Here is a 23443-nt window from a genome sequence, read left to right on the forward strand (position 1 = left end):
ACTTAAAAAAGTAGGAGCTGAAATGGATGCCTGTCTTTACAAAAAAGAACGTCATTCGCTATCCATTTTACTCATTGTATAGTATAGCCCTGATTTTAGTAGGTATCGTGACCTATCATAATTGGATCATAGGAATGATAGGCTTTATATTACTATTAGCCTGTCTTTTTCTATACATGAGAATGGAGCGAATGCTGTCCGATGAGTTTGAAACCTATATTTCAATGCTGTCTCATCGGCTGAAAAAAGTAGGCGAAGAGGCATTAATGGAAATGCCGATTGGGATTATGCTATTTAATGATGAATATCAAATTGAATGGACCAATCCTTTTCTAGCATCTTGTCTCGGTGAAGACACACTAGTGGGAAGATCATTATACGATGTAGCAGAGAGTATTATTCCACTGATCAAACAAGAAGTGGAAACAGAAGTTGTCACGTTGCATGATCGGAAATTCAAAGTGGTGATTAAACGAGACGAGCGCTTACTGTACTTCTTTGATATTACAGAGCAAATAGAAATCGAAAAATTGTATGAAGAAGAACGAACAAGTTTAGGCATTATCTTTTTAGATAATTATGATGAACTCACGCAAGGAATGGATGATCAAGTTAAAAGTAACTTGAATAGCCAAGTAACTTCTATGTTAAATAGTTGGGCTCAAGAATACGGTATTTTTATTAAACGTACGTCTTCTGAGAAATTTATTGCGATTATGAATGAACAAATCTTAATTCATTTAGAGCGAAGTAAATTTTCTATTTTGGACCAAGTTCGAGAAGAGACGTCTAAACAAAATATACCGCTTACATTAAGCATTGGTATCGGAGCTGGTGCTGCTGATTTACCTGAGCTGGGTGCTTTAGCTCAATCTAGCTTGGATTTGGCCTTAGGTCGAGGTGGAGATCAAGTAGCGATTAAACAGCCGAATGGAAAAGTGAAATTCTTTGGCGGCAAGACAAATCCAATGGAAAAACGGACGCGCGTGCGTGCAAGAGTTATTTCTCACGCGTTAAAAGAGCTCATTACAGAGAGTGGAAAAGTGATTATTATGGGTCATAAGTATCCGGATATGGATGCTGTAGGAGCTGCCATTGGAATATTAAAAGTAGCACAAGTGAATCAAAAAGACGGTTTTATCGTATTAGATCCTGACCATATTGATACAGGTGTTCAGCGAATGCTAGAAGAGATTAAAAAGAAGGAAGGCCTGTGGGAACGATTTATTACGCCTGAAGAAGCCTTAAATCTTGTGAGCGATGATACTCTTTTAGTAGTAGTAGATACGCATAAGCCGTCGCTCGTTATTGAAGAAAGGTTATTAAATCGTATTGAAAATGTCGTGGTCATTGATCATCATAGACGAGGAGAAGACTTTATCGAAGATCCTCTTCTTGTCTATATGGAGCCATACGCTTCCTCGACAGCAGAACTCGTTACTGAGCTGCTTGAATACCAGCCAAAACGATTTAAAATTGATATGCTAGAAGCAACAGCACTTTTAGCCGGTATTATTGTCGATACAAAAAGCTTTACATTACGCACGGGATCTCGTACGTTTGATGCAGCGTCCTTTTTACGTTCTCAAGGCGCAGATACGGTTCTTGTTCAAAAGTTTTTAAAAGAAGATATCACGCAATATGTACAGCGAGCACGCTTTATTGAACATGCAGAGATTTATACAGCAGGTATTGCCATTTCACGAGCTGAACCAAACAAAATGTATGATCAGGTGTTAATTGCGCAAGCTGCAGATACGCTGCTTTCAATCAGCGGAGTGGTTGCTTCATTTGTTATTTCTAAGCGACGGGATAATCTAATTGGTATTAGTGCTAGATCGCTTGGGGATATCAATGTACAAGTTATTATGGAAAGTCTCCAAGGCGGAGGCCACTTAACGAATGCTGCTACTCAGCTCCAAGACATTAGTTTGGATGAAGCTGAAGAACGGCTTAAACAAGCAATTGATGAGTACTTAGATGGAGGTAGAAGATCATGAAAGTAATTTTCTTAAAAGATGTAAAAGGAAAAGGCAAAAAAGGTGAAGTGAAAAATGTTTCAGACGGTTATGCACATAACTTCTTATTAAAAAATGGTTATGCTGTTGAAGCTACAGGCGGTAATGTGAAGGTATTAGAAGCACAAAAACATAGAGAGCAAAAAGATGCAGCTGCAGAACTTCAAGCAAACAAAGAGTTAAAAGCAACTCTTGAAGAACTAACAGTTGAATTAACAGCAAAATCTGGTGAAGGAGGCCGTTTATTTGGTTCTATCACAAGCAAACAAATTGCTGAAGAATTAAAGAAAAAACACAAAATTAAAGTAGATAAGCGTAAAATTGAATTAAATGATGCTATTCGCGCATTAGGCTACACAAATGTACCGGTTAAATTACATCCAGAAGTAACGGCTACTGTAAAGGTACACGTGACTGAACAAAAATAAACGTACGATTGAAAAATAGGTAAATAATATAAAGGGTTGGCGCGGACTTGTATTTGTTCGCGCCAACATTTATGATGAAAGAAAATACGAAAGAATATAAGAGGGGCATAGAAATATGAGTGATCTTTTTGCTGATCGTCTTCCGCCTCAGAATATTGAAGCAGAGCAAGCGCTATTAGGGGCCATTTTCTTAGAGCCTTCTTCTTTAACCTTAGCATCTGAGCTGCTAATACCTGAAGATTTTTACCGGGCATCGCACCAGAAAATCTTTACATGTATGCTGAAACTTTCTGACCAAGGTGAACCGGTTGATTTGGTAACGGTAACGTCTGAATTAGCTGATCAAAAAATCTTAGAAGAAGTTGGCGGCGTATCGTATTTAAGTGATTTAGCTAACTCTGTTCCAACGGCTGCAAACGTAGAGTATTACGGTAAAATCGTAGAAGAAAAGTCGATTTTACGCCGTCTAATTCGTACTGCAACGCATATTGCTTCAGAAGGATATGCAAGGGAAGACGAAGTAGAAGTTTTATTAAATGAAGCGGAAAAAAATATTTTAGAAGTAGCACAGCGTAAAAACAGCGGTGTGTTTCAAAATATCAAAGATGTACTTGTACAAACGTACGATGATATCGAAGTTCTTCACAATCGAAAAGGTGACATTACAGGTATCCCAACCGGGTTTAGTGACTTAGATAGAATGACAGCAGGGTTCCAGCGAAATGATTTAATCATTGTAGCGGCCCGTCCATCGGTAGGTAAAACGGCTTTTGCCTTAAATATTGCGCAAAACGTTGCAACGAAAACGGATGAGAACGTAGCAATCTTCAGTTTAGAGATGGGTGCTCAGCAGCTTGTTATGAGGATGCTGTGTGCCGAAGGAAATATTGATGCACAAAGGTTGCGTACAGGCTCGCTTACAGCTGATGACTGGGGAAAGCTCACGATGGCAATGGGATCTTTGTCCAATGCAGGGATTTATATTGATGATACACCGGGTATTCGAGTAGGTGAAATTCGTTCTAAGTGTCGTCGCCTGAAGCAAGAAGGCGGGCTTGGGATGATTTTAATTGACTACTTACAGCTCATTCAAGGAAATGGACGAAGCGGAGAAAACAGACAGCAGGAAGTATCTGAAATTTCGCGTGCGTTAAAAGGTTTAGCCCGTGAATTAGAAGTTCCTGTTATCGCCTTATCACAGCTTTCTCGTGGAGTAGAGCAGAGACAAGATAAGCGACCGATGATGTCTGATATCCGTGAATCCGGAAGTATTGAGCAGGATGCCGATATCGTAGCTTTCTTATATCGTGAAGACTATTATGAAAAAGATACAGAAAATCAAAATATTATCGAGATTATTATAGCTAAGCAGCGTAACGGTCCCGTTGGAACCGTACAGCTTGCCTTCGTAAAAGAGTACAATAAATTCGTTAATCTCGAGCGGCGCTTTGATGACGCAGGAGTGCCGCCTGGTGCATAAAACCTCTCAATATGAGAGGTTTTATTTTATTGTTATCGCATTCGTTCCGCAAAATACGATATATTTGTAATAACTTTTGTTAAATCGTTCGGATTTAATTGACTTTAGCGTGATAAATTGATACACTTATCCATGGTTAAATTATGTCGTAGTGAGCTGTTGCTTACTAAGCGGAGGTGCTTAAGATATGTCTTCAGTCGTTGTAGTAGGAACACAATGGGGAGATGAAGGAAAAGGGAAGATTACAGACTTCCTATCAGAAAATGCAGAAGTGATTGCACGTTACCAAGGGGGGAACAATGCAGGTCACACAATTAAGTTTAATGGTGAAACTTATAAGTTACATTTAATTCCTTCAGGTATTTTTTATAATGACAAAACGTGTGTAATTGGAAACGGTATGGTTGTCGATCCAAAAGCGCTTGTTCAAGAATTAAAATACTTACATGATCGCGGTGTAACAACAGAAAACTTACGTATTAGTAACCGAGCTCATGTGATTCTTCCATATCATTTAAAATTAGATGAAGTTGAAGAAGAACGTAAAGGTGAAAATAAGATTGGTACAACGAAAAAAGGTATTGGACCAGCTTATATGGATAAAGCAGCACGTGTTGGTATTCGAATTGCCGATTTACTAGACCGTGAAGTATTTGAAGCAAAATTAACACAAAACTTAGCTGAAAAGAATCGCCTTCTTGAAAAAATGTATGAAGTAGAAGGCTTTACATTAGAAGAAATTTTAGATGAGTACTATGAGTATGGTCAACAAGTTGCAAAATATGTTGTTGATACATCAGTAGTATTAAATGATGCGTTAGACGAAGGACGTCGTGTACTATTTGAAGGCGCACAAGGTGTTATGTTAGATATCGATCAAGGAACATATCCATTTGTTACATCTTCGAACCCAGTAGCTGGTGGAGTAACGATTGGTTCTGGTGTAGGTCCATCTAAAATCAAACACGTGGTAGGCGTATCAAAAGCGTATACAACTCGTGTTGGTGACGGTCCTTTCCCAACTGAATTAACAAACGAAATCGGTGATCAAATCCGTGAAGTAGGACGTGAATATGGTACAACAACTGGTCGTCCTCGCCGTGTAGGTTGGTTCGATAGTGTAGTTGTACGTCATGCTCGTCGAGTTAGCGGAATCACAGATTTATCTTTAAACTCGATTGATGTATTAACGGGAATTGAGACATTAAAGATTTGTGTAGCTTACCGTTACAAAGGGGAAGTTATGGAAGAATTCCCTGCTAGCTTAAAAACACTTGCAGAATGCGAACCTGTATATGAAGAGCTTCCAGGTTGGACAGAAGATATTACGGGTGTGAAAACATTAGATGAGTTACCTGATAACGCTCGCCACTACTTAGAGCGCGTGTCTCAATTAACAGGTATTCCTTTATCTATTTTCTCTGTAGGTCCAGATCGTACACAAACAAATGTATTACGTGGTGTATATAGCTAAATAAAAAAGGTTAGCTCCTCGTGAGCTAACCTTTTATATATATAATTGGTGGTTTGTTAACAAGATTTTTAAAAAAAGCTCAATAATAAAAATAAAGTTTTAAAAAACTATTGCATTTATATAAAATATCGTGTTATTATAATAAGCGTCGCTAAGAGATATAACATGAGCCATTAGCTCAGTTGGTAGAGCATCTGACTTTTAATCAGAGGGTCGAAGGTTCGAGTCCTTCATGGCTCACTTTTGTTACAACGTGGCCCGTTGGTCAAGCGGTTAAGACACCGCCCTTTCACGGCGGTAACACGGGTTCGAATCCCGTACGGGTCATTTTTAATAATTTTAATACATAGCATATAAACTGAGGTCCCGTGGTGTAGCGGTTAACATGCCTGCCTGTCACGCAGGAGATCGCGGGTTCGATTCCCGTCGGGACCGCCATTTTGGCTCGGTAGCTCAGTTGGTAGAGCAAAGGACTGAAAATCCTTGTGTCGGCGGTTCGATTCCGTCCCGAGCCATCAAAAAGCATGACTTTATTTAAAGTCATGCTTTTTTCTTTTATTTACATTTAAAAGAAAACGTTATTTGCTTTGTATCTCTTTTGTGGTAATATATTACTTTTGTATTTAGAGATGGTTGAAAATCATATATCTTCATGTATAGTAGAGGATGAACTTGTGACGTTTCAAGGGTTATCAAGTATAATAAAACTACGGTATTCAAACAGTATGAATACTATCTTTTATATTTTGCTTCAACTAATAAAGGAGAACGATGATCATGGATAAACGTATTTTAGTCGTAGATGACGAAAAGCCGATTGCAGATATTTTAAAGTTTAATTTGCAAAAAGAAGGTTACGAAGTATTTTGTGCTTATGATGGCGTAGAAGCACTTGAAAAAGTGGAAGAAGTACAGCCTGAAATGATTTTATTAGATATTATGCTTCCTCAGAAAGATGGAATGGAAGTTTGCCGAGAAGTGCGTAAAAAATATGATATGCCAATTATCATGTTAACAGCAAAAGACTCTGAAATTGACAAAGTTTTAGGTCTAGAATTAGGTGCAGATGATTATGTAACTAAGCCGTTCAGTACGCGTGAATTATTAGCACGTGTAAAAGCTAATTTACGTAGACATCAGCAGGTAGCTGTTCCAACAGAAGAAAGTGAAACGAATGAAATTACGATTGGAGCACTTGTTATTCACCCAGATGCTTATATCGTGTCTAAGCGCGGAGAAACGATTGAACTGACTCATCGTGAATTTGAGCTGCTGCATTATTTAGCGAAGCACATTGGACAAGTCATGACGCGTGAACACTTGCTTCAAACCGTATGGGGCTATGACTATTTTGGTGATGTGCGTACGGTAGATGTAACAGTTCGAAGATTACGTGAAAAAATTGAAGATAATCCAAGCCATCCAATGTGGATTGTAACAAGACGTGGAGTAGGCTATTATTTACGCAGCCCAGAGCAGGAGTAATTTTAGATGAAGAAAGTAAGGCTCCTGCAATCTATTCATTTAAAGTTTGTATTGATTTATGTGCTGCTCATTTTAATTGCGATGCAAATTATTGGGGTCTATTTTGCACGACAATTAGAAAAGGAATTAGTTAACAACTTTCGAACGTCTCTTCAAGAGCGGACGGACTTGCTGACGTATAATATTGGACAAGAAATGGTGAAAAATCGTGATGATGATTCACCCACTCTTGAGGAAGACTTAAAGACTATTTTACGAGATTTTGCTTCAAGACCCAATTTAGCTTCAAATGATATGAATGACATCTCTGAAGTAAGAGTCATTGACCAAAATAGAAGAATCATTGCTACATCGAACTCAAATCCTCAACAGATTATAGGTAAAAAGACTAATGATTTAGCGATTACAAATGCGTTGTTAGCAGGAACGAACTCTGATAATGTATTTGTTGATCAAAGCGGACAGCGAATCAGAGTTATGATACAGCCTATTCGTTTACAGGATAAAGTAGGTGCCAGTCAATCAAATTCCGCTAATAAAAATGGAAAAGTTCAGTCTAGCGAAGAAATCTTAGGTGCTATTTACTTAACAGCTTCCATGGAGCCTGTTTACGATCAAATGAGTAATATCAATCAGATCTTTAAGGCAGGTACGGTGATTGCTCTTTTTATCACAGCTATTTTAGGCGTGTTTTTAGCTCAGACAATTACTCGTCCAATGTCTGAAATGAGAAAACAAGCACTTGAGATGGCCAAAGGGAACTTCACGAGAAAAGCTAAGGTATACGGGTATGATGAAATTGGTCAGCTAGCTCTCACATTCAACAACTTAACAAGAAAGCTTCAAGAAGCACAGGCAACGACAGAAGGGGAGCGCCGTAAGCTTAGTTCGGTATTAGCTCATATGACGGACGGCGTTATTGCGACGGATCGAAAGGGAAGAGTAATTTTAATTAATGATCCAGCCGCAGCTATGCTAAATGTTTCACGTGAAACGGTTTTGTCTGACCCAGTTGTTTCCCTATTAGATCTTGAAGAAACGCATACGTTTGAAAGCTTGCTCGCTAATCAAGAGTCATTAATTTTGGACTTTAGTACAAAATCGGATCCTTTTATTTTACGAGCTACCATTTCCGCTATTCAAAAAGAGACCGGTTTTATTAACGGGATTATCATTGTCTTGCATGACATTACAGAGCAGGAGAAAATTGATCAAGATCGCCGAGAATTTGTAGCGAATGTTTCACATGAATTGCGTACGCCGTTAACAACAATGCGCAGTTATTTAGATGCGCTTGCAGACGGAGCTTGGCAAGATAAGGACTTAGCTCCAACATTTTTAAATGTAACGCAAACGGAAACAGAGCGAATGATTCGTCTCGTTAACGACTTGCTTCAATTATCTAAGCTAGATAGCCAAGATTACCGATTTAGTCGTGACCCAATCAATTTTGTGAAGTTCTATCATTACATTATTGATCGCTTTGAAATGACAATTGAACAAGGTATTTCGTTCGTGCGCGACTTACCAAATGAAGCAATCTATGTCGCTATCGATCAAGATAAAATTACACAAGTATTAGATAACATTATTTCCAATGCAATAAAATATTCACCTGAAGGCGGAACCATTACATTTTCAATTGCTCAGCATACGCATGAAATTGTTGTGAGCATTAAAGACCAAGGTATGGGAATTCCAAAATCAAATTTAGCTAAAATTTTTGAACGCTTCTATCGTGTAGATAAAGCACGAACGCGTAAATTAGGCGGAACAGGATTAGGGCTTGCTATTGCCAAGGAAATTATTGAAGCACATGATGGACGCATTTGGGCAGATAGTCAGGAAGGAAAAGGAACAACGATTTACTTTACTCTTCCGATTGAAAGTGAGAATGATGACGAATGGGAATGAGATATGAACATATCAAAACGGCCATCTTAGTTGTTCTCGTCGCTTCCAGTTTAATTATGACGTATCATATATGGACGTATCAGCCTTCTTATAAGGTCATTTCAAAAAATCAACATTTGCAGGAAGTTGAAGTGAGTTCAAAAAGTAAAATAGAAGATCATATTCTTCCAACAGAAGTTCTCTATCATCGAAACGATAATCACTACATGTCTCACGACGAAGATGATGTAAACAAATGGGTAAATGAAATGAAAAAGTGGAAGTTTTCGAATGTGACGGACGTTTCGGATGCTATTTCTCCTGATGGATTTTTAAATTATGTCCATGGAAGTAATTCTATTGAAGTGTTGTATCCAGACGCGCTACCGTTAAAAACATTTCAACAGCTTTTTTCATTTTCTCAAACTTCTTTGCCTAATCAAACATTTGACCGTGTACTCATTAAAATTAAGCGTACACCTTCCTTTTTCGTGAGCGTGTATCTTGTGAATTATGAGCAAAAAAAGATTTATTCGGTTACAGTCAAGAATTTGGCCAAAGATGATATCAAAGAATTAGAAGATAAAATGAAGCGTACGTATGCCCCGAGTCTTGTATATAAAGAAAACAAAAATCGGTATATCTTCCTTCCGGAAAATAATATTACGATGAATAGTGAAGTCTACTATACGAGCATGAGGCATTTAGATATTGAAAAATATAAAGAAGCGCTTTTTAACAACCCAGACTATGCACGGAAAGAAACGTCTACAAACAGAGATGTCTACACCGAAGGTACAAAAGTGATTAATGTCAATACGAAGACAGATGTGATGGAATATGTGAATCTTGTAAATTCCACGACCGAGGTAATGGAAGATTATAATTTGATAAATCGCAGCTTTAGCTTCGTTAATGACCATGGCGGCTGGACAGAATCTAATTACAGATTCAACAGCTGGAATCGTATTACAAAAGAAATTAGCTATCGTTATTATAAAGATAACTATCCCGTGTACAGCAATCAGGGAATGACTGAAATATATCAGAGATGGGGAAATGCGGAGATTTTAAATTACCGTCGTCCTCTTTATCGTTTTGTAAGAGTACAGGACTCCAGTGTAGAAAAGCTGCAGTCATCTCAAAAGGTGATTCAATTAATTGAAAAACATCAAAACTTTGACCCGAATCTGTTAAAAGATATTTCAATAGGCTATCAGCTAGAAGAAGTTTCACAGCAGCCGAAAACCGGTGAAAAGACGGTTGAATTTAATTCTAATTCTGTCAAACTCGTTCCTTCTTGGTTCTATTATTATAATAGCAAATGGTATCGAATTGCACCGCCGACCGAAGGAGGCGATAACGATGGATTGGAATAGAACAAAAACCATTTTTATTTTCACTTTCTTGATTCTTAATATTTACTTAGGCTATCAGATTTTTAAAACCCATCAAGAAGATCAGTACTCTCTATTTGTAGAGTCGAGCGTTGAAGAACAATTAACGAGTGAAGGCATTGAATACAAACATTTAGCTAAAGATGTGAAGGAAGCTTCGTCGTTAAATGCTAAAAGCAAACTGTTTAAAGATGAAGATTTAAAAAAGCTTAAAGAACAAAAAGCAGCGCTGCTTGAGGAAAAAACAATTCGAAGCGTATTAGACAAACCTTTTTCAGTGCCTGAGAAAAGTCCCGAAGCAAAGCTAAGTCAATTTCTAAAACGGTATGTGCTCTCGGGTAAGGATTATGAGCTATGGAATGTTAACAAAGAGAAAAACACAGTTACATTCTTTCAACAATATAAGAAGCATAAAATCTATGACAATGAAAATGGCATGATCATTGCTCATTTAAATGATAAAGGCGAAATTGTTTCATATGAACAAACTATGCTAGGTTCTGTGAAAACGTTGGATGATGAGCAGGATGTTTTAACGCCTTTAAAAGCATTGGAAAATTTGTTTTTGAAGGGTGAATTGAAAAAGAAAGATTCTGTAACAAAAGTAGAGTTTGGGTACTATACGTTTGATCTGCCGTTACTAAATTCTCAAGTTTTAGCACCAACTTGGCACATCGTTGTAAATGGAGATACAAGTTATTTTGTAAATGCCTTTGAAGGGCAGATTATTAAAAAAGGAAATAAATAAGTATTTGGAGTGAGATAAATGAGCCTGCATTTCAGCGTGCTAGCGAGTGGGAGCACAGGAAATGCGATTTTAGTAAGTGATGGAGAACATTCCTTACTAGTTGATGCAGGGCTGAGCGGAAAGCAAATGGAAGCTCTCTTTCAACAAGTAAATCGCAATATCCCGGATTTATCAGGAATTTTAGTGACTCACGAACATAGTGACCATATTAAAGGACTAGGTGTTCTGGCACGTAAATATAAGCTCCCTATTTTCGCAAATGAAAAAACGTGGAACGCAATGGATGGCTTGATCGGCAACATTGATACGGAACAGAAGTTTCACTTTGAAATTGGCCAAACGAAATCGTTTGGTCAATTGGAAGTGGAGTCTTTTGGCGTTTCGCATGATGCTGCAGAGCCTATGTTTTATGTCTTTCATCAAGGGTCTAAAAAATTAACCCTTATTACGGATACCGGCTATGTAAGTGATCGCATGAAAGGTACGATTAAAAATAGCGATATGTACGTATTTGAAAGCAATCATGATGTTGAAATGCTGAGAATGGGGCGCTACCCTTGGAGCATTAAAAGACGAATTCTAAGCGACGTGGGACACGTATCAAATGAAGACGCGGCGCTTGCAATGGCAGATGTGATTGGAGATCAAACCAAACGCATTTACTTGGCGCATTTGAGTCAAGACAATAACATGAAGGAAATTGCCCGCATGTCGGTTGCACAAGTGTTACAACAAAAAGACATCAATGTAGAGGACAATATTCTGCTATGTGATACTGATCCAAAAAGACCAACTGATATTGTTTATGTATAGTCTCTAGAAAGGAAGCGAAAAATAACTTCATTTAGTACGTGAATGCAGACATTCACGATGATAAATGAAGGGTTCGGTGATAGTGTGGAACATTATGATGAAGGCCAAGAGCCGAATAGTCGGCCGCCTAAACGCCGCAGAGGATATTTCGCTTCTGCTCTCATTGGAGCTATTATAGGTGCACTTATTGTACTGCTTCTTATGCCAGCCTTGGTGAGGAACGGGATTTTGCCAGATGGATGGATGACGGATGAAAATAGAGATGAACAAACAGGATCTACCATTCAAAAGTCAGTATCTCTTGACGTCACTACGGCCGTCACAAAAGCTGTTTCTGAAGCCAATGCAGCAGTTGTAGGAGTTGTAAACATCCAGAACTCTGAAAGCTTTTGGAATGATGAACGAACTGATGCCGGGACGGGCTCAGGTGTTATTTACAAAAAGCAGGGCAATAAAGCTTATATTGTGACAAACTATCATGTCATTAAAGGTGCTAACGAAATTGAAGTAAGCTTCAGTAACGGCACAAGGGTATCAGCTAAAATTCTTGGCAGTGATGATTTAATGGACTTAGCAGTTCTTGAAATTGATGCAGGTCACGTGACAAAAGTGGCTACCTTCGGAAATTCTGATAAGCTTAAAGCTGGTGAACCAGTGATTGCTATCGGAAACCCGCTAGGCCTTCAATTTTCTGGATCCGTTACACAAGGAGTTGTCTCAGGAGTTAATCGTGTCATTCCTCAAGATTTGAATGGCGATGGAAATCCTGATTGGCAATCAGAAGTCATTCAAACAGATGCAGCCATTAACCCTGGCAATAGCGGGGGTGCTCTTGTTAATATTGATGGTGAATTAATAGGCATTAATTCCATGAAGATTGCCCAAGAAGCAGTAGAAGGCATTGGTCTTGCGATTCCAATTAACATGGCTAGGCCCATTATTAATGACTTAGAACGATATGGTGAAGTCAGACGTCCGTATCTTGGAGTTAGTACACTATCATTAAGTGAGGTATCAGGGTATCATTTAAAAGAAACCCTTAAGTTACCGCATGATGTAGTAAACGGAGTCGCTGTTCTAAAAGTCGAACCAGGTTCGCCAGCCGCTAAAGCTGGGTTGAAGGAATATGATGTGATTGTTGAGCTAGATCACAGCAAAGTAAGGGATATTGCGACACTTCGCAAACACCTCTACATTGAAAAAGAAATTGGCGATAAAATGAATGTAACGTTCTATCGTGATGGCAAAAAGAAATCCACAGAAGTAAAATTAACGCGTCAAATGAAGTAAAAGAAAAGTTATCCACAGGGGATAAACTCCTGTGGTTTTTTAATGAAAAGAATAGAGAAAGGAAGATAAATACATGAAGATATATTGCTGTTTAGAACACACAGAACTAGCGCTGGATGTAATGGTAGATGAGATTGAGCTAGCACCGGTTTTTGAAAAAATAGAAAACTCAACTGACAAAAAAGGCTGCGAATATTGTGACAATGAAGCTGTATATGTAGTAGGGAACTAATATTCTTATACAAAATGTGGATATAACATGTGGATATGTGGATAATATCTGTGGATAAGAGATAAAGGAGAGGAGAACAGCCTGTGAATATCTCTATTATAACCATTGGGAAGTTAAAAGAAAAATACTTAAAACAAGGTATTGAAGAATATTTAAAGCGTTTATCAAGCTATGCAAAAGTAGAAATTATTGAGCTTGCAGATGAAAAAGCGCCCGAAAACTTAAGTGAATCTGAAATGGAACAGGTGAAACAAAAAGAAGGAGAGCGCATCTTAGCGAAAATCTCAGATGATACTCACGTGATCGCATTAGCTATCAACGGAAAACAAAAATCTTCCGAGGAACTGGCAAAAGAAATCGATTCATTAGCTACTTACGGAAAAAGTAAAGTAGCGTTTGTCATTGGCGGATCGCTTGGCTTAAGCAGCGAAGTAATGAAACGTTCAAACGCAGCTCTTTCTTTTTCAAAAATGACCTTTCCTCATCAGCTTATGCGCCTAGTATTAGTAGAACAGATTTACCGAGCTTTTCGTATTATTCGAAATGAACCGTATCATAAATAGAACGTGTGGATATTTTTTCATTAAAAGCAGAGGCAGAAGGAAATGTGAAACCTTCTGCCTCTGCTTTTATCATATGTGGATAAATAGCACACCTCTATAAAAAGAACAATTGAGTTTGAGCAAACGAGCTCTTATTTAAGAAACAGAAAAACCTTCGTCTTCTTTCACTCCAGCTCTGTCTTTAAACTCATCAAGTAACGCACGCACTTCATCAGTCGTTTCCGTGCTCATCAGGAGATTTCTTAATTCACTTGCACCGCGGAACCCACGAACGTAAATTTTGAAAAAGCGTCGAAGCGGTTTGAAAGGGCGCGGCTCTAGTTCTTCAGAATATTTGTCATGAAGGTCTAGCTGCAGGCGAAGAAGTTCTAATAGCTCTTCGCTTGTGTGCTCTTTCTTTTCTTTTTCAAACGCAAACGGATTATGGAAAATTCCGCGTCCAATCATGATTCCATCAACGCCGTACTTCTCCGCAAGCTCAAGACCTTTTTGGCGGTCAGGAATATCACCGTTAATTGTTAGTAGCGTATGAGGCGCAATTTCGTCACGAAGCTTCTTGATCTCCGGAATTAACTCCCAGTGCGCGTCAACATCGCTCATTTCTTTTTTCGTACGAAGGTGAATAGAAAGGTTCACGATATCCTGTTCGAGAATGTGCTTCAGCCATTCATACCACTCGTCAACTTGAGTATAGCCAAGACGAGTCTTTACGCTTACTGGAAGCCCTCCAGCTTTGGCTGCCTGGATAATCTCAGCCGCAGTATCTGGACGGCGAATCAAACCAGAACCTTTTCCGTTTCCTGCAACGTTCTGTACAGGGCAGCCCATATTAATATCAATGCCGCGAAAGCCCATTTCGGCCATGCCAATACTCATTTGACGGAAGTATTCAGGTTTATCTCCCCAAATATGCGCAACGATTGGCTGTTCATCATCTGTAAACGTCAAACGTCCTTTTACGCTATCTTTTCCTTTCGGATGGCAGTAGCTTTCCGTGTTCGTAAACTCTGTAAAAAATACGTCAGGTCGTGCTGCTTCAGTCACAACATGGCGAAAAACGACATCCGTCACAGCTTCCATCGGTGCCAAAATAAAAAACGGACGCGGCAACTCATGCCAAAAATTATCTTTCATCTTATATCTAAACCCTTTCTTTTAGGGAAAACATCTTCCCAAAATTAAAAAGTGTAATTTCTTTTATAAGGTTGAATGCTAGTATAAACTTCAACCAATATATACTTTAATGGTATGGAACGAAAAGTGCAAGGGAACGAGACATTTTGTTTGGCTGGAAATACTTATTGAAACGAATTCTATATCTAGTATTAGTGGGGGATAAGCGAGCCTGAAGGGATATACCGGATACTTACCAATAAATATGCTAACGCGTTTGGGGCTAGGCACTTTCTTTAAGGATATTATAAAGTATTCACCATAATTATGACCACGATAAAAGGTTTTATCAATAACTTCTACTATATAAAAACCACGTCTGTCACTGCACAACAGACGTGGCTTCATTACGTATTAATGCTTTTTGTAAGGAGCCCCGTCCTTAGAAGGCAGTCCAGAAATGTATCCGACACCACCTGTTTCTTGAATGCCAATGCTTTCTTTCATTGCGTTAGCTAACTCTTCTTTATCAACAGCGGTAATATTTTTGTCACTGATGTCCTCGCCTGGGTGCTGATAGTTGCTTAGTACGTAGCGAGAGTTTTTAATGTTTTCTACTGCACGAAGTCCTGTTGCTTCTGCTCCCACTGGAACTGAAAGAATGCGTGATAGTTTTTTTGTTTTCGCATTATAAGCCCATACGAAGTTGTTTGTATGCAGTGAGCTGTCTTCTCCGATAAACAGTGTATTTAAGTCGTTTGAATACGTAAGGTTATCAGGGTTGGCAATTTTATTTGGATTCGCTGTATTGCCATAGGCATCTGCTTTTTCTAGGTCTTGTCCAATCAGCAGTCCTTCCATACTTGCAGGAACGTAGCCGCTGTTAATCTTGCCTTTTGCTTGGTCTTTTTGATGCGAGCCTAAGTTCAGCTGGTAGGTCACACCAGACTCTAATTTTGGAAGCTGAATATCATCTTGTACAGCACCAGGCTCTTTTAGCATGGCACTATTTTGGTAAGAAATAGCCATATACGCTTTTTTATCTTTTTTGTTAACCGTTAGTCCTTCCATTTTGTTAAATTCAGACGTGGCACCTAAAATCGCACCGTATCTGCGTGATTCTAAAAAGGCAGCTGCTTTTTCCATGCCAGGCTTTACTTTTAAATATTCAACTTTTTTACTTGCGGCGGTTTTGACTGCTTTAAATCCTTTTGTAGGCTGATCAGCTGTTTCAAAAATATCACTAAATTTTGTGCTTTTGTCAATAATTGCTTTCACTTCATTGTCTGTTGCATGGCCAAGCTTGATCCACTGAAGGTCGCCTTTACCTCCATTTTTTGTGCTCGTTTGTTTAAACTTTGCAGCATAAAGCGTTCCTGCTGAGAAGTCTTTTTCCTTATCTGCTACATACATAAACATCATAGTATTAGACCCATCGTCTCCAAAAAGAGCGGTTTTATTATCTGGAAGTACCTGCATCATTTCGTGTGAAAAACGACCTGTGCTGTAATGTTTTACGACGGACGCATGGCCGCTTTCATCCACTGAAATTTCTGGAATCCAGCCGTAGTAGTAAGGGTTTGCTTTTGACGTGTCACCGAAATAAAGTTTGGCGAAGTTCGTGACGTCTTTATAAGAGCTAGATGAAGGGTCTTCAAAAGCGCGTGCATCTGGCTCGTACTCTTCTGAACCGAGGTGAGTCCCCCAATCGGTTGTCGAACCATTACATGGTGTCCACAAACCATTTACATTTGAAAAATCAATTTTTTTAGCATGGTTGACAGTTAGTTTTCCTGTTTTATCATCTCGATCAACTTGTGTAAGCGTCATGGAAGCAGGAAGACCGGAAATCTCTTTTCCAGCATTATTAACAGATTCATATTCATAATGTGAAATAATATAAGACTTACCGTTGATGGTGATAAAGCTGTTTGAATCCGGTGCGTCCGATACGTATGGTGATGGCTGATCAGGAACGCTTCGGTCAATAATTGGATCGCCGTTTGCATCGATTGGTGTACCAGCGGCGATTAATTCCCCTTTATTATCGACAATTTTATCTTTTGAAAGAAAGAGCTGGTTATAGTTAAGCGGTGTTTCTTCCACACTTCCATCTTTATACGTTACTTTTACAGAGGCTTCTGTATACGTTTTAATCATATTTTCAATCGTCGTAGGTGCTTTCATTGGCTGAAACTCGACGCTTTTTATTTGTTTCGGATGTTGAACTGGATGATGCTCTGCTGCAAAAGCAGAAGCGGCGCTAGAAGCTAAGAGAGTGAGAGATAGTCCAAGGGATACTCGTTTTTTCATGGTTGATAACCTCCAAATCGTATTCATATACTTATTAAATCATTTGATTGTTGAGGAAATATAAAGAGAAGCGCTGGATTTGTTGAGCTGTTGTTAAGAACGTTGAACATTTAGATGACAAGTTTAACTAGAAGTTATTCAGCTATCTTTCAGAATTTATTCAGATAGTATTCAGCTGGGCTTCATAGTGAATTCATGTTCCGCTCTTACAATAAACACATAGCTAAAGAGGACAAGAAGCGCTTTGGCTCGTACAGCAACAGTGAAAGGTATTTTAGCAGAAAAAAACGTTACTCCAATGGCGCTATTTTGATAAATGACCGCTGCTAAAACCTTTAGCTTGAGCTGTAAATACATTGAAAATTACGCGGAGGTATAATCATGATTGGAAAAGTATTAGCAGGAAAAGCAGTAGTAGCAAAAGCCGTGGGAGGTGCCACAATTGGAACAGCTATCGCTCTTGGATCAATGACAAGTGCATTTGCTTCAGACGGCCAGCACATTACTTCAACAAAAGCGTCGGCTCATACCGAAGCGGCAACATATACACAAGCTCAAGCAAAAACAATTGCCTTAAAGAACTGCGGAGGAACGGTTCAATCGGTTTCTTTTGAAAATAATGCCTATACGTTTTTAATTCACGGACAAGATAATCAAGATCACCACGTAAAAGTAAATGCACACAGCGGAAAAGTGGTAAAGGTTGAAAAACTATCTTTTTCTCGAAGTGAGGCACAAGCAGTAGCGTTGAAAAACTGTGGAGGAACAGTTAAGTCAGTAGGCTTCAATGATGGAGTGTATACGTTCTTAATTCATGGGAAAGATAGCCGCGATCATCACGTGAAAGTGAACGCAAAAAGTGGAAAAGTGATTCAAATTCAAAGCGCTGCATTTACAAAAGCACAGGTTCAAACGATCGCATTAAAAAATTGCAGCGGAACGATTCAGTCTAGTTCATACGCAAATGATGTATACACATTTTTAATTCACGGAAAAGATAACAAAGATCACCATGTGAAAATAAACGCTGAAACAGGCAAAGTAATCAAAGTCGAAGCGGTAAAGTTTACGCAAGAACAAGCTAAACAAGCTGCTCTTCAACAGCACAGAGGAACGGTTCAATCTGTTTCATTCAGTGAACAAGCGTACACGTTTGTGATCAAAGGAACAGACAATATAAAACATACTGTAAAAATCAGCCCTCAAACAGGAAAAGTATGCTGATTTGATAAAAAAGACGATTGCTTCACGGCAATCGTCTTTTTTACGTTAAGGGCAATACGATTTGAAAAGCAGTTCCTGCATTCAATTTGCTTTCTACACGTATTTTTCCCCCGTGCAGCTCTATAATAGATGCGCTGATGGCCAAGCCTAAGCCCGCTCCTCCATATGCTCGAGAGCGTGAAGCATCAGCTTTGTAAAATCGTTCAAATAAATGAGGAAGGTGCTCTTGAGGAATGCCATGACCGTTATCTAGTATTGTTAATGAAAGTTCTTTCTCATTTGTTTTCCCTATCACTTGAATAACTCCTGTATTTGGGTTCGTATGCTGTACCGCATTGGAAAATAAGTTTAAAATAACTTGTTTAAATTGATCTTTGTTAATTTCTGATGGTAAACGGCTTGGGAAGTCGAATAAAACGTTTCTGTTCCCAGCCAATAGCATTAATTGAGGTTTCATATCTAAAATTAATTCATCTACAAAACAGCACTCTTTTTGAAACAGGGGAAGTTGATCAAGCTGAGCAAGAAGCAGAAGATCCTGAATCAGTTTGCGCAGCCTTTTAGACTCCCCATACATACTTTTTAATGCGTCGTTTAACTGTTCAGGGTTACTGCTAGCCCCTCTTAGTAAAACTTCTAAAAAGCCATGAATGGATGTAAGCGGCGTTCGCAGTTCATGAGAAGCGTCCGCAACAAAACGTCGCATTTGTTCTTTGGCCTCTGTTTCAGCTTTAAATGCTTTTTCAAGACGCTCAAGCATTTCGTTAATAGAAAGAGAAAGACGGTCCATTTCAATTTGCCCTTGATTAACGGGTAAGCGGTCATGTAAGCTTCCGGCATTTATATGCTCCACTTTTTTAGTAGTAGTAAATAAAGGGATTAACGTCCGTTTTAAAACAGAAGAAAAAACAAAAAAAGCAATGGTCATTGCAGTAAGTGAAAGCATTAAAAAGATCATCATTTGTCTGATTAACAAATCTCTCAGTGATTCTGTTGGAGTATTGATTTGGATAACGCCCTGTATTTCCCCATCAAAGACAATAGGTTTTAAAACAATAACTTGCTCTTGATGACCATCGATTTTTTTGACGATGCTCATCGTGTTTTCCGGCTGGTTGATGTTTTTCATTACTTGTTTGTATGTAGATGCGGAAAGCCTAGGAAAGTATGAGTGATGTGGATCCTTAGCCAACCTTAGAAAGGTAATCTTTTGATTAATAAAGGTAATATTAACACCCGGGAAATAAACCATTGGTCTTGATTTTTTTACATTCTGGCTTGTTTCAATATCATGCTTCCAGACATCATCAGGAATCAAGTGAATTTGATCCTCGATGCTTCTAATTTTGTTTGTGTAGATAAATTGCTTCATGAACACGTATTGAAACAAGCCTATCAGTATCAGTAAACTCAAAATAACAAGCAAACTTCTGAATAAGAGCTGAAGGCGAAGAGAGTTCAGTGGAAAGAACCGTTTGTACTTCATGAAATATCAATCCGATACCCTACACCGCGAAGCGTTCGAATAACGGTTCGGCTATGGTCCTGTAATTTTTCTCTCAGTGATCGAATGTATACTTCTACAATGTTTTCTTCTCCTCCAAAATCATACCCCCACACTCGATCTAAAATGGTGGATTTACTTAGTACGAGACCGTGATTAATAACCAAGAATTTTAAGAGTGCATATTCAGTAGGGGATAAATCAAGTATGTGATTAAGGTATTTAATTTCTTTGCGGCGGTCATCAATTTTAAATGGACCGATTGATACTTCGTCTAATAAGTTTGGAAATTGATTGCGGATTCTAGCTTGAATGCGCGCAAGAAGTTCTTCAAAACTGAAAGGTTTAACCATATAATCATCTGCTCCGATGGTCAGCCCCTTTACTCGATCGTCTACTTGATCTTTTGCTGTTAGCATGATGACAGCGATATTCCCCATTTTCTTCAACAAGCGGCATACTTCAAATCCATCCATTCCCGGAAGCATAACATCTACAATAGCGATATGAGGCTTGAATTCTTTGGCTATATTAATTCCTTCAATTCCGTCTTGGGCAGCTTTGATATCAAATCCTTCATTCGTTAAACCTAAAGATAAAAACTGTAAAATAGTTGGTTCGTCATCTATAAGCAAGACTTTAATTCCTTTTAGTTGATCCATCATGGTGAAAACTCCTTTGCTCCTCTACTTTCTATTATGCTTTTTTATCTGAAACAGCACTGAATAATAGCTGAAAGCAAGCTGAAAAATAGTAGCTATTCTTATATCTTCAGCTAACTTTAAGCTTCTATTCGTCTTATTCTCAGAAATCTTTTGCATAATGAACGGCGTACTAGATAAAACACCATAAATTGGACGGAAAGTCTAATGGTGAAAGAGGAGGAAATTTAAAGATGATTAAATGGGCAAAAGTATTGTCTACATCTGCTTTAGGAACTGCAATTGCATTTAGCTCTATTACAACGAGTCACGCTGCAGAAATGAAGACAGCGAAAGCAGAGACAACTGAACATGTGAGTATCTCGCAAGCTCAGGCGAAAGGTATTGCTTTGCAAGATTGCGACGGGACGGTCACATCTACGGAATTTAAGCAGGAATCAAGTGTGTATGTAATTACCATTGTAACGAATAACCTGGAGCAAAGAATCGTAGAAGTAAGTGCGAGCACTGGAAAAGTAGTAAAGAAGCAAGAAGTGAAGCTATGGACACAAAATCAAGTGAAAGAATCTGTTTCTAAGAACTATAAAGGAGCCATTCAATCTATTATATTTAACAAAGAAATGCTTGAATATAATGTTATTGTAGTAGATGGCAAAGTAGAATATACGCTAACCGTGGATGGTCTAACGGGGAAAGTCATTCATGAAAATAAAAAAGAGCTGCAGCTAATGCCAGAGCAAAAAATAAAAGAAGCAGCTGTCAAACAGTATAGTGGTTACGTATATAGTCTAGAGTTTAAAGAAGCCACTAGTCAGTATATCGCAGTGATTCTTAAAGATGGCACTCAATATACCGTAACGTTAGATGCTTTCACTGGAACAGTAGTTAATACTTCTCAGCAAGAAGTAAAGCTATTAACGAGACAAGATGCAAAAGATCTTGCATTGGCTACATATGCAGGTAAGGTGAAAATGGTAGAATATGATCAAAACACAGCAATTTTCACAGTGAAAGTAATCAAAGGCAATACGGAATACACAGTCAGAATCGATGCGGTTTCGGGTAAAATCACATATGTAAAACAAGATAAGCTTCAGCCGTTAACGGAGAACGCTGTAAAAGTTCTTGCTTTAAAACATCAAAAAGGAAAAGTAGAGCATATTGAGCTTACAACGGAAAAGTCAATAACTGTATACGTAGTAAAGATAGTGAGCGGAAGCAAGCAGCAGACGCTTAAGTTCGATGCTTATACGGGACAAGAGTGTTCATAACTTTTTATCTTAAAATATACATTTCATTTTTCATTCATATCAAGCAGAGGATGCTTCAAAGCACCCTCTGCTTTTCTATTTTGTAACTGGAAACATCAACGGTTATCTATGTTAAGATAAATGTAGATTATTCTTATAAAATGGATAAAACTAGAATGAACTAAATTAAATAGATAGGGTGTATACATGAGAAAAGAAGTACAAGTTATAGCCAAAGAAGCTTTTATTAAAAAAGTGAACAAAGGTTATCCACTCATTGAAAAAGATGCGCTTGTTGATGGTCATAAACTGCAAGAAGAAGGCGTTATTATTAACTTAGTCACTCCGAAGAATCAATTTTTAGCCAAAGGCTATTATGGAAAGCAAAACAAAGGCTACGGCTGGATTCTGACGAAGAAGAAAAGTGAACAAATTGACGCGGCGTTTTTTGCACGGAAAATTCAGCAAGCGATTGCCTCTCGTCACGATTTTTATGCGTCTGAAGATACAACTGCTTTTCGTGTATTTAATAGTGAAGGCGACGGAATTGGCGGCTTAATCATTGATTATTATGACGGATATTACGTCACGAGTTGGTATAGTGAAGGAATTTATCAATTTAAAGAATCCGTTATTGAAGCTTTAAAGTCTGCGCCTAACTTTAAAGGGCTATACCAGAAAAAACGTTTCAACGTAAAAGGGCAGTATATTGAAGAAGATGATTTTGTCACAGGAAATAAAGGTGAATTCCCTTTAATTGTAAAAGAAAATGGTATTCGTTTTGCCGTTTATTTAAATGACGGAGCGATGGTTGGGGTCTTTTTAGATCAGCGAGACGTCCGTAAAACGATTCGAGATAAATATGCAAAGGGAAAGACCGTCTTAAATATGTTCTCATATACAGGCGCATTTTCAGTGGCGGCCGCTCTTGGAGGAGCTGCGAAAACAACAAGTGTCGACTTAGCCAATCGCAGCTTGGCAAAAACAATTGAGCAATTTAGTGTAAATGGAATTGATCATGAGGCACAGGACATTATTGTAGAAGATGTTTTTAAGTATTTTAAATATGCGGTTAAGAAGAACATGACGTTTGATCTTGTGGTGCTAGATCCGCCGAGCTTTGCTAAATCGAAAAAGCATACGTTTAGTGCGGCAAAAGACTACAAAGATTTATTAAAAGAAGCCATTGCTCTTACAAAGCCAAATGGTGTCATTGTAGCATCTACGAATGCAAGTAATTTTGATATGAAAAAATTTCATTCGTTTATTGAAAAAGCTTTTGATGAAAAAGGGGAACGCTACAAAATGATGGAGCAGTTCTCTCTTCCAGCTGATTTTAAAACAATAAAAGAATTTAAGTCAGGTGATTATCTCAAAGTCGTGTTTATTCAAAAAGTAAATCGCTAAATGCAAGGCTGCATGATGAACTCATGCAGCTTATTTATTGTGATGAAATAACGCTTACAAGCTATTTTGAAGGGAATAAAATGAAGGTGAAAGATAAATATTGTCAATATGTATGATAAAATAATAAAGGAATTATGCTCAACACTTCA

At 38.3% G+C, this 23443-nt stretch carries 19 protein-coding genes and 4 tRNA genes; 19 read left to right on the forward strand and 4 right to left on the reverse strand.

Translation table 11 applies throughout. The features are described 5' to 3' along the window. Window positions 1–26: 26 nt before the first annotated feature. The 16 genes from ACOZIR_RS25900 to rlmH all read left to right on the forward strand — a co-directional run bounded on the left by ACOZIR_RS25900 (window position 27) and on the right by rlmH (window position 13821). A complete protein-coding gene (locus ACOZIR_RS25900) occupies window positions 27–2000 on the forward strand; it encodes a DHH family phosphoesterase (protein ID WP_013085556.1) in 1974 nt (657 codons plus the stop codon). After that, window positions 1997–2446 carry a 50S ribosomal protein L9 gene (gene rplI, locus ACOZIR_RS25905; RefSeq protein ID WP_045293918.1) on the forward strand — a complete coding sequence of 150 codons (450 nt, stop codon included), beginning with the start codon at window positions 1997–1999 and terminating at the stop codon, window positions 2444–2446. The genes ACOZIR_RS25900 and rplI overlap by 4 nt, the downstream gene beginning before the upstream one ends. A 115-nt stretch (window positions 2447–2561) precedes the next feature. Further along, entirely contained in the window at window positions 2562–3926 is a 1365-nt protein-coding gene (dnaB, locus tag ACOZIR_RS25910) for a replicative DNA helicase (RefSeq protein ID WP_045293917.1), read from the forward strand. Window positions 3927–4113: 187 nt separating this feature from the next. Then, window positions 4114–5400, forward strand: coding sequence for an adenylosuccinate synthase (locus ACOZIR_RS25915; RefSeq protein ID WP_013085553.1), 1287 nt, complete (start codon window positions 4114–4116; stop codon window positions 5398–5400). Window positions 5401–5567: 167 nt separating this feature from the next. Beyond that, window positions 5568–5640, forward strand: a tRNA-Lys gene (locus tag ACOZIR_RS25920). Window positions 5641–5655: 15 nt separating this feature from the next. Beyond that, a tRNA-Glu gene (locus ACOZIR_RS25925) sits at window positions 5656–5727 on the forward strand. Window positions 5728–5762: 35 nt separating this feature from the next. Continuing rightward, window positions 5763–5838, forward strand: a tRNA-Asp gene (locus ACOZIR_RS25930). Window positions 5839–5842: 4 nt separating this feature from the next. Next, a tRNA-Phe gene (locus tag ACOZIR_RS25935) sits at window positions 5843–5915 on the forward strand. A gap of 262 nt (window positions 5916–6177) precedes the next feature. Next, window positions 6178–6885: a response regulator YycF gene (gene yycF / locus ACOZIR_RS25940; protein ID WP_013085552.1), complete on the forward strand. Its 708-nt coding sequence runs from the start codon at window positions 6178–6180 to the stop codon at window positions 6883–6885. A gap of 6 nt (window positions 6886–6891) precedes the next feature. Next, window positions 6892–8799, forward strand: coding sequence for a cell wall metabolism sensor histidine kinase WalK (gene walK, locus ACOZIR_RS25945; protein ID WP_045293916.1), 1908 nt, complete (start codon window positions 6892–6894; stop codon window positions 8797–8799). Further along, the gene (locus ACOZIR_RS25950) at window positions 8790–10157 is read left to right on the forward strand and encodes a YycH family regulatory protein (RefSeq protein ID WP_028411920.1); all 1368 of its coding nucleotides are present in this window, start codon (window positions 8790–8792) and stop codon (window positions 10155–10157) included. The genes walK and ACOZIR_RS25950 overlap by 10 nt, the downstream gene beginning before the upstream one ends. Next, window positions 10144–10923, forward strand: a complete 780-nt coding sequence (locus ACOZIR_RS25955) for a two-component system regulatory protein YycI (protein ID WP_045293915.1) — start codon at window positions 10144–10146, stop codon at window positions 10921–10923. The genes ACOZIR_RS25950 and ACOZIR_RS25955 overlap by 14 nt, the downstream gene beginning before the upstream one ends. Before the next feature lie 18 nt (window positions 10924–10941). Continuing rightward, window positions 10942–11736: an MBL fold metallo-hydrolase gene (locus ACOZIR_RS25960; protein WP_014457688.1), complete on the forward strand. Its 795-nt coding sequence runs from the start codon at window positions 10942–10944 to the stop codon at window positions 11734–11736. A 57-nt stretch (window positions 11737–11793) separates the two neighbouring features. After that, window positions 11794–13026, forward strand: coding sequence for a S1C family serine protease (locus ACOZIR_RS25965; RefSeq protein ID WP_013059902.1), 1233 nt, complete (start codon window positions 11794–11796; stop codon window positions 13024–13026). A 73-nt stretch (window positions 13027–13099) separates the two neighbouring features. Further along, window positions 13100–13258 (forward strand): CxxH/CxxC protein, encoded by a 159-nt coding sequence (locus tag ACOZIR_RS25970; protein WP_080890215.1) that lies wholly within the window; start codon window positions 13100–13102, stop codon window positions 13256–13258. Window positions 13259–13341: 83 nt separating this feature from the next. After that, entirely contained in the window at window positions 13342–13821 is a 480-nt protein-coding gene (gene rlmH / locus ACOZIR_RS25975; RefSeq protein WP_028411923.1) for a 23S rRNA (pseudouridine(1915)-N(3))-methyltransferase RlmH, read from the forward strand. Between the two features lie 135 nt (window positions 13822–13956). Here rlmH and ACOZIR_RS25980 read toward each other — a convergent pair whose 3' ends face one another. Together ACOZIR_RS25980 and ACOZIR_RS25985 are read right to left on the reverse strand one after the other, a co-directional pair. Next, window positions 13957–14955, reverse strand: a complete 999-nt coding sequence (locus tag ACOZIR_RS25980) for a tRNA dihydrouridine synthase (RefSeq protein ID WP_028411924.1) — start codon at window positions 14953–14955, stop codon at window positions 13957–13959. 393 nt (window positions 14956–15348) lie between these two features. Continuing rightward, a complete protein-coding gene (locus ACOZIR_RS25985; protein ID WP_421536024.1) occupies window positions 15349–17247 on the reverse strand; it encodes a PhoX family protein in 1899 nt (632 codons plus the stop codon). Window positions 17248–17628: 381 nt separating this feature from the next. Between ACOZIR_RS25985 and ACOZIR_RS25990 the strand changes: the two genes are divergently transcribed. Beyond that, window positions 17629–18471 carry a PepSY domain-containing protein gene (locus ACOZIR_RS25990; protein WP_328120462.1) on the forward strand — a complete coding sequence of 281 codons (843 nt, stop codon included), beginning with the start codon at window positions 17629–17631 and terminating at the stop codon, window positions 18469–18471. Between the two features lie 40 nt (window positions 18472–18511). On the opposite strand, the gene ACOZIR_RS25995 is transcribed toward ACOZIR_RS25990, so the two are convergent. Together ACOZIR_RS25995 and ACOZIR_RS26000 are read right to left on the reverse strand one after the other, a co-directional pair. Further along, complete coding sequence (locus ACOZIR_RS25995; protein WP_340141652.1) at window positions 18512–19957, reverse strand: HAMP domain-containing sensor histidine kinase; 1446 nt, start codon at window positions 19955–19957, stop codon at window positions 18512–18514. After that, window positions 19954–20637, reverse strand: a complete 684-nt coding sequence (locus ACOZIR_RS26000) for a response regulator transcription factor (protein WP_045293923.1) — start codon at window positions 20635–20637, stop codon at window positions 19954–19956. Before ACOZIR_RS26000 ends, ACOZIR_RS25995 begins: the two co-directional genes overlap by 4 nt. Window positions 20638–20870: 233 nt before the next feature. On the opposite strand from ACOZIR_RS26000, the gene ACOZIR_RS26005 reads away from it, so the two are divergent. Continuing rightward, window positions 20871–21908 (forward strand): PepSY domain-containing protein, encoded by a 1038-nt coding sequence (locus tag ACOZIR_RS26005; protein WP_340141653.1) that lies wholly within the window; start codon window positions 20871–20873, stop codon window positions 21906–21908. 186 nt (window positions 21909–22094) lie between these two features. Further along, complete coding sequence (locus tag ACOZIR_RS26010; RefSeq protein WP_045293909.1) at window positions 22095–23294, forward strand: class I SAM-dependent rRNA methyltransferase; 1200 nt, start codon at window positions 22095–22097, stop codon at window positions 23292–23294. Window positions 23295–23443: the final 149 nt, after the last annotated feature.

Source organism: Priestia sp. D3YE.R1, from assembly GCF_049199565.1.
GTDB lineage: Bacteria > Bacillota > Bacilli > Bacillales > Bacillaceae_H > Priestia > Priestia aryabhattai.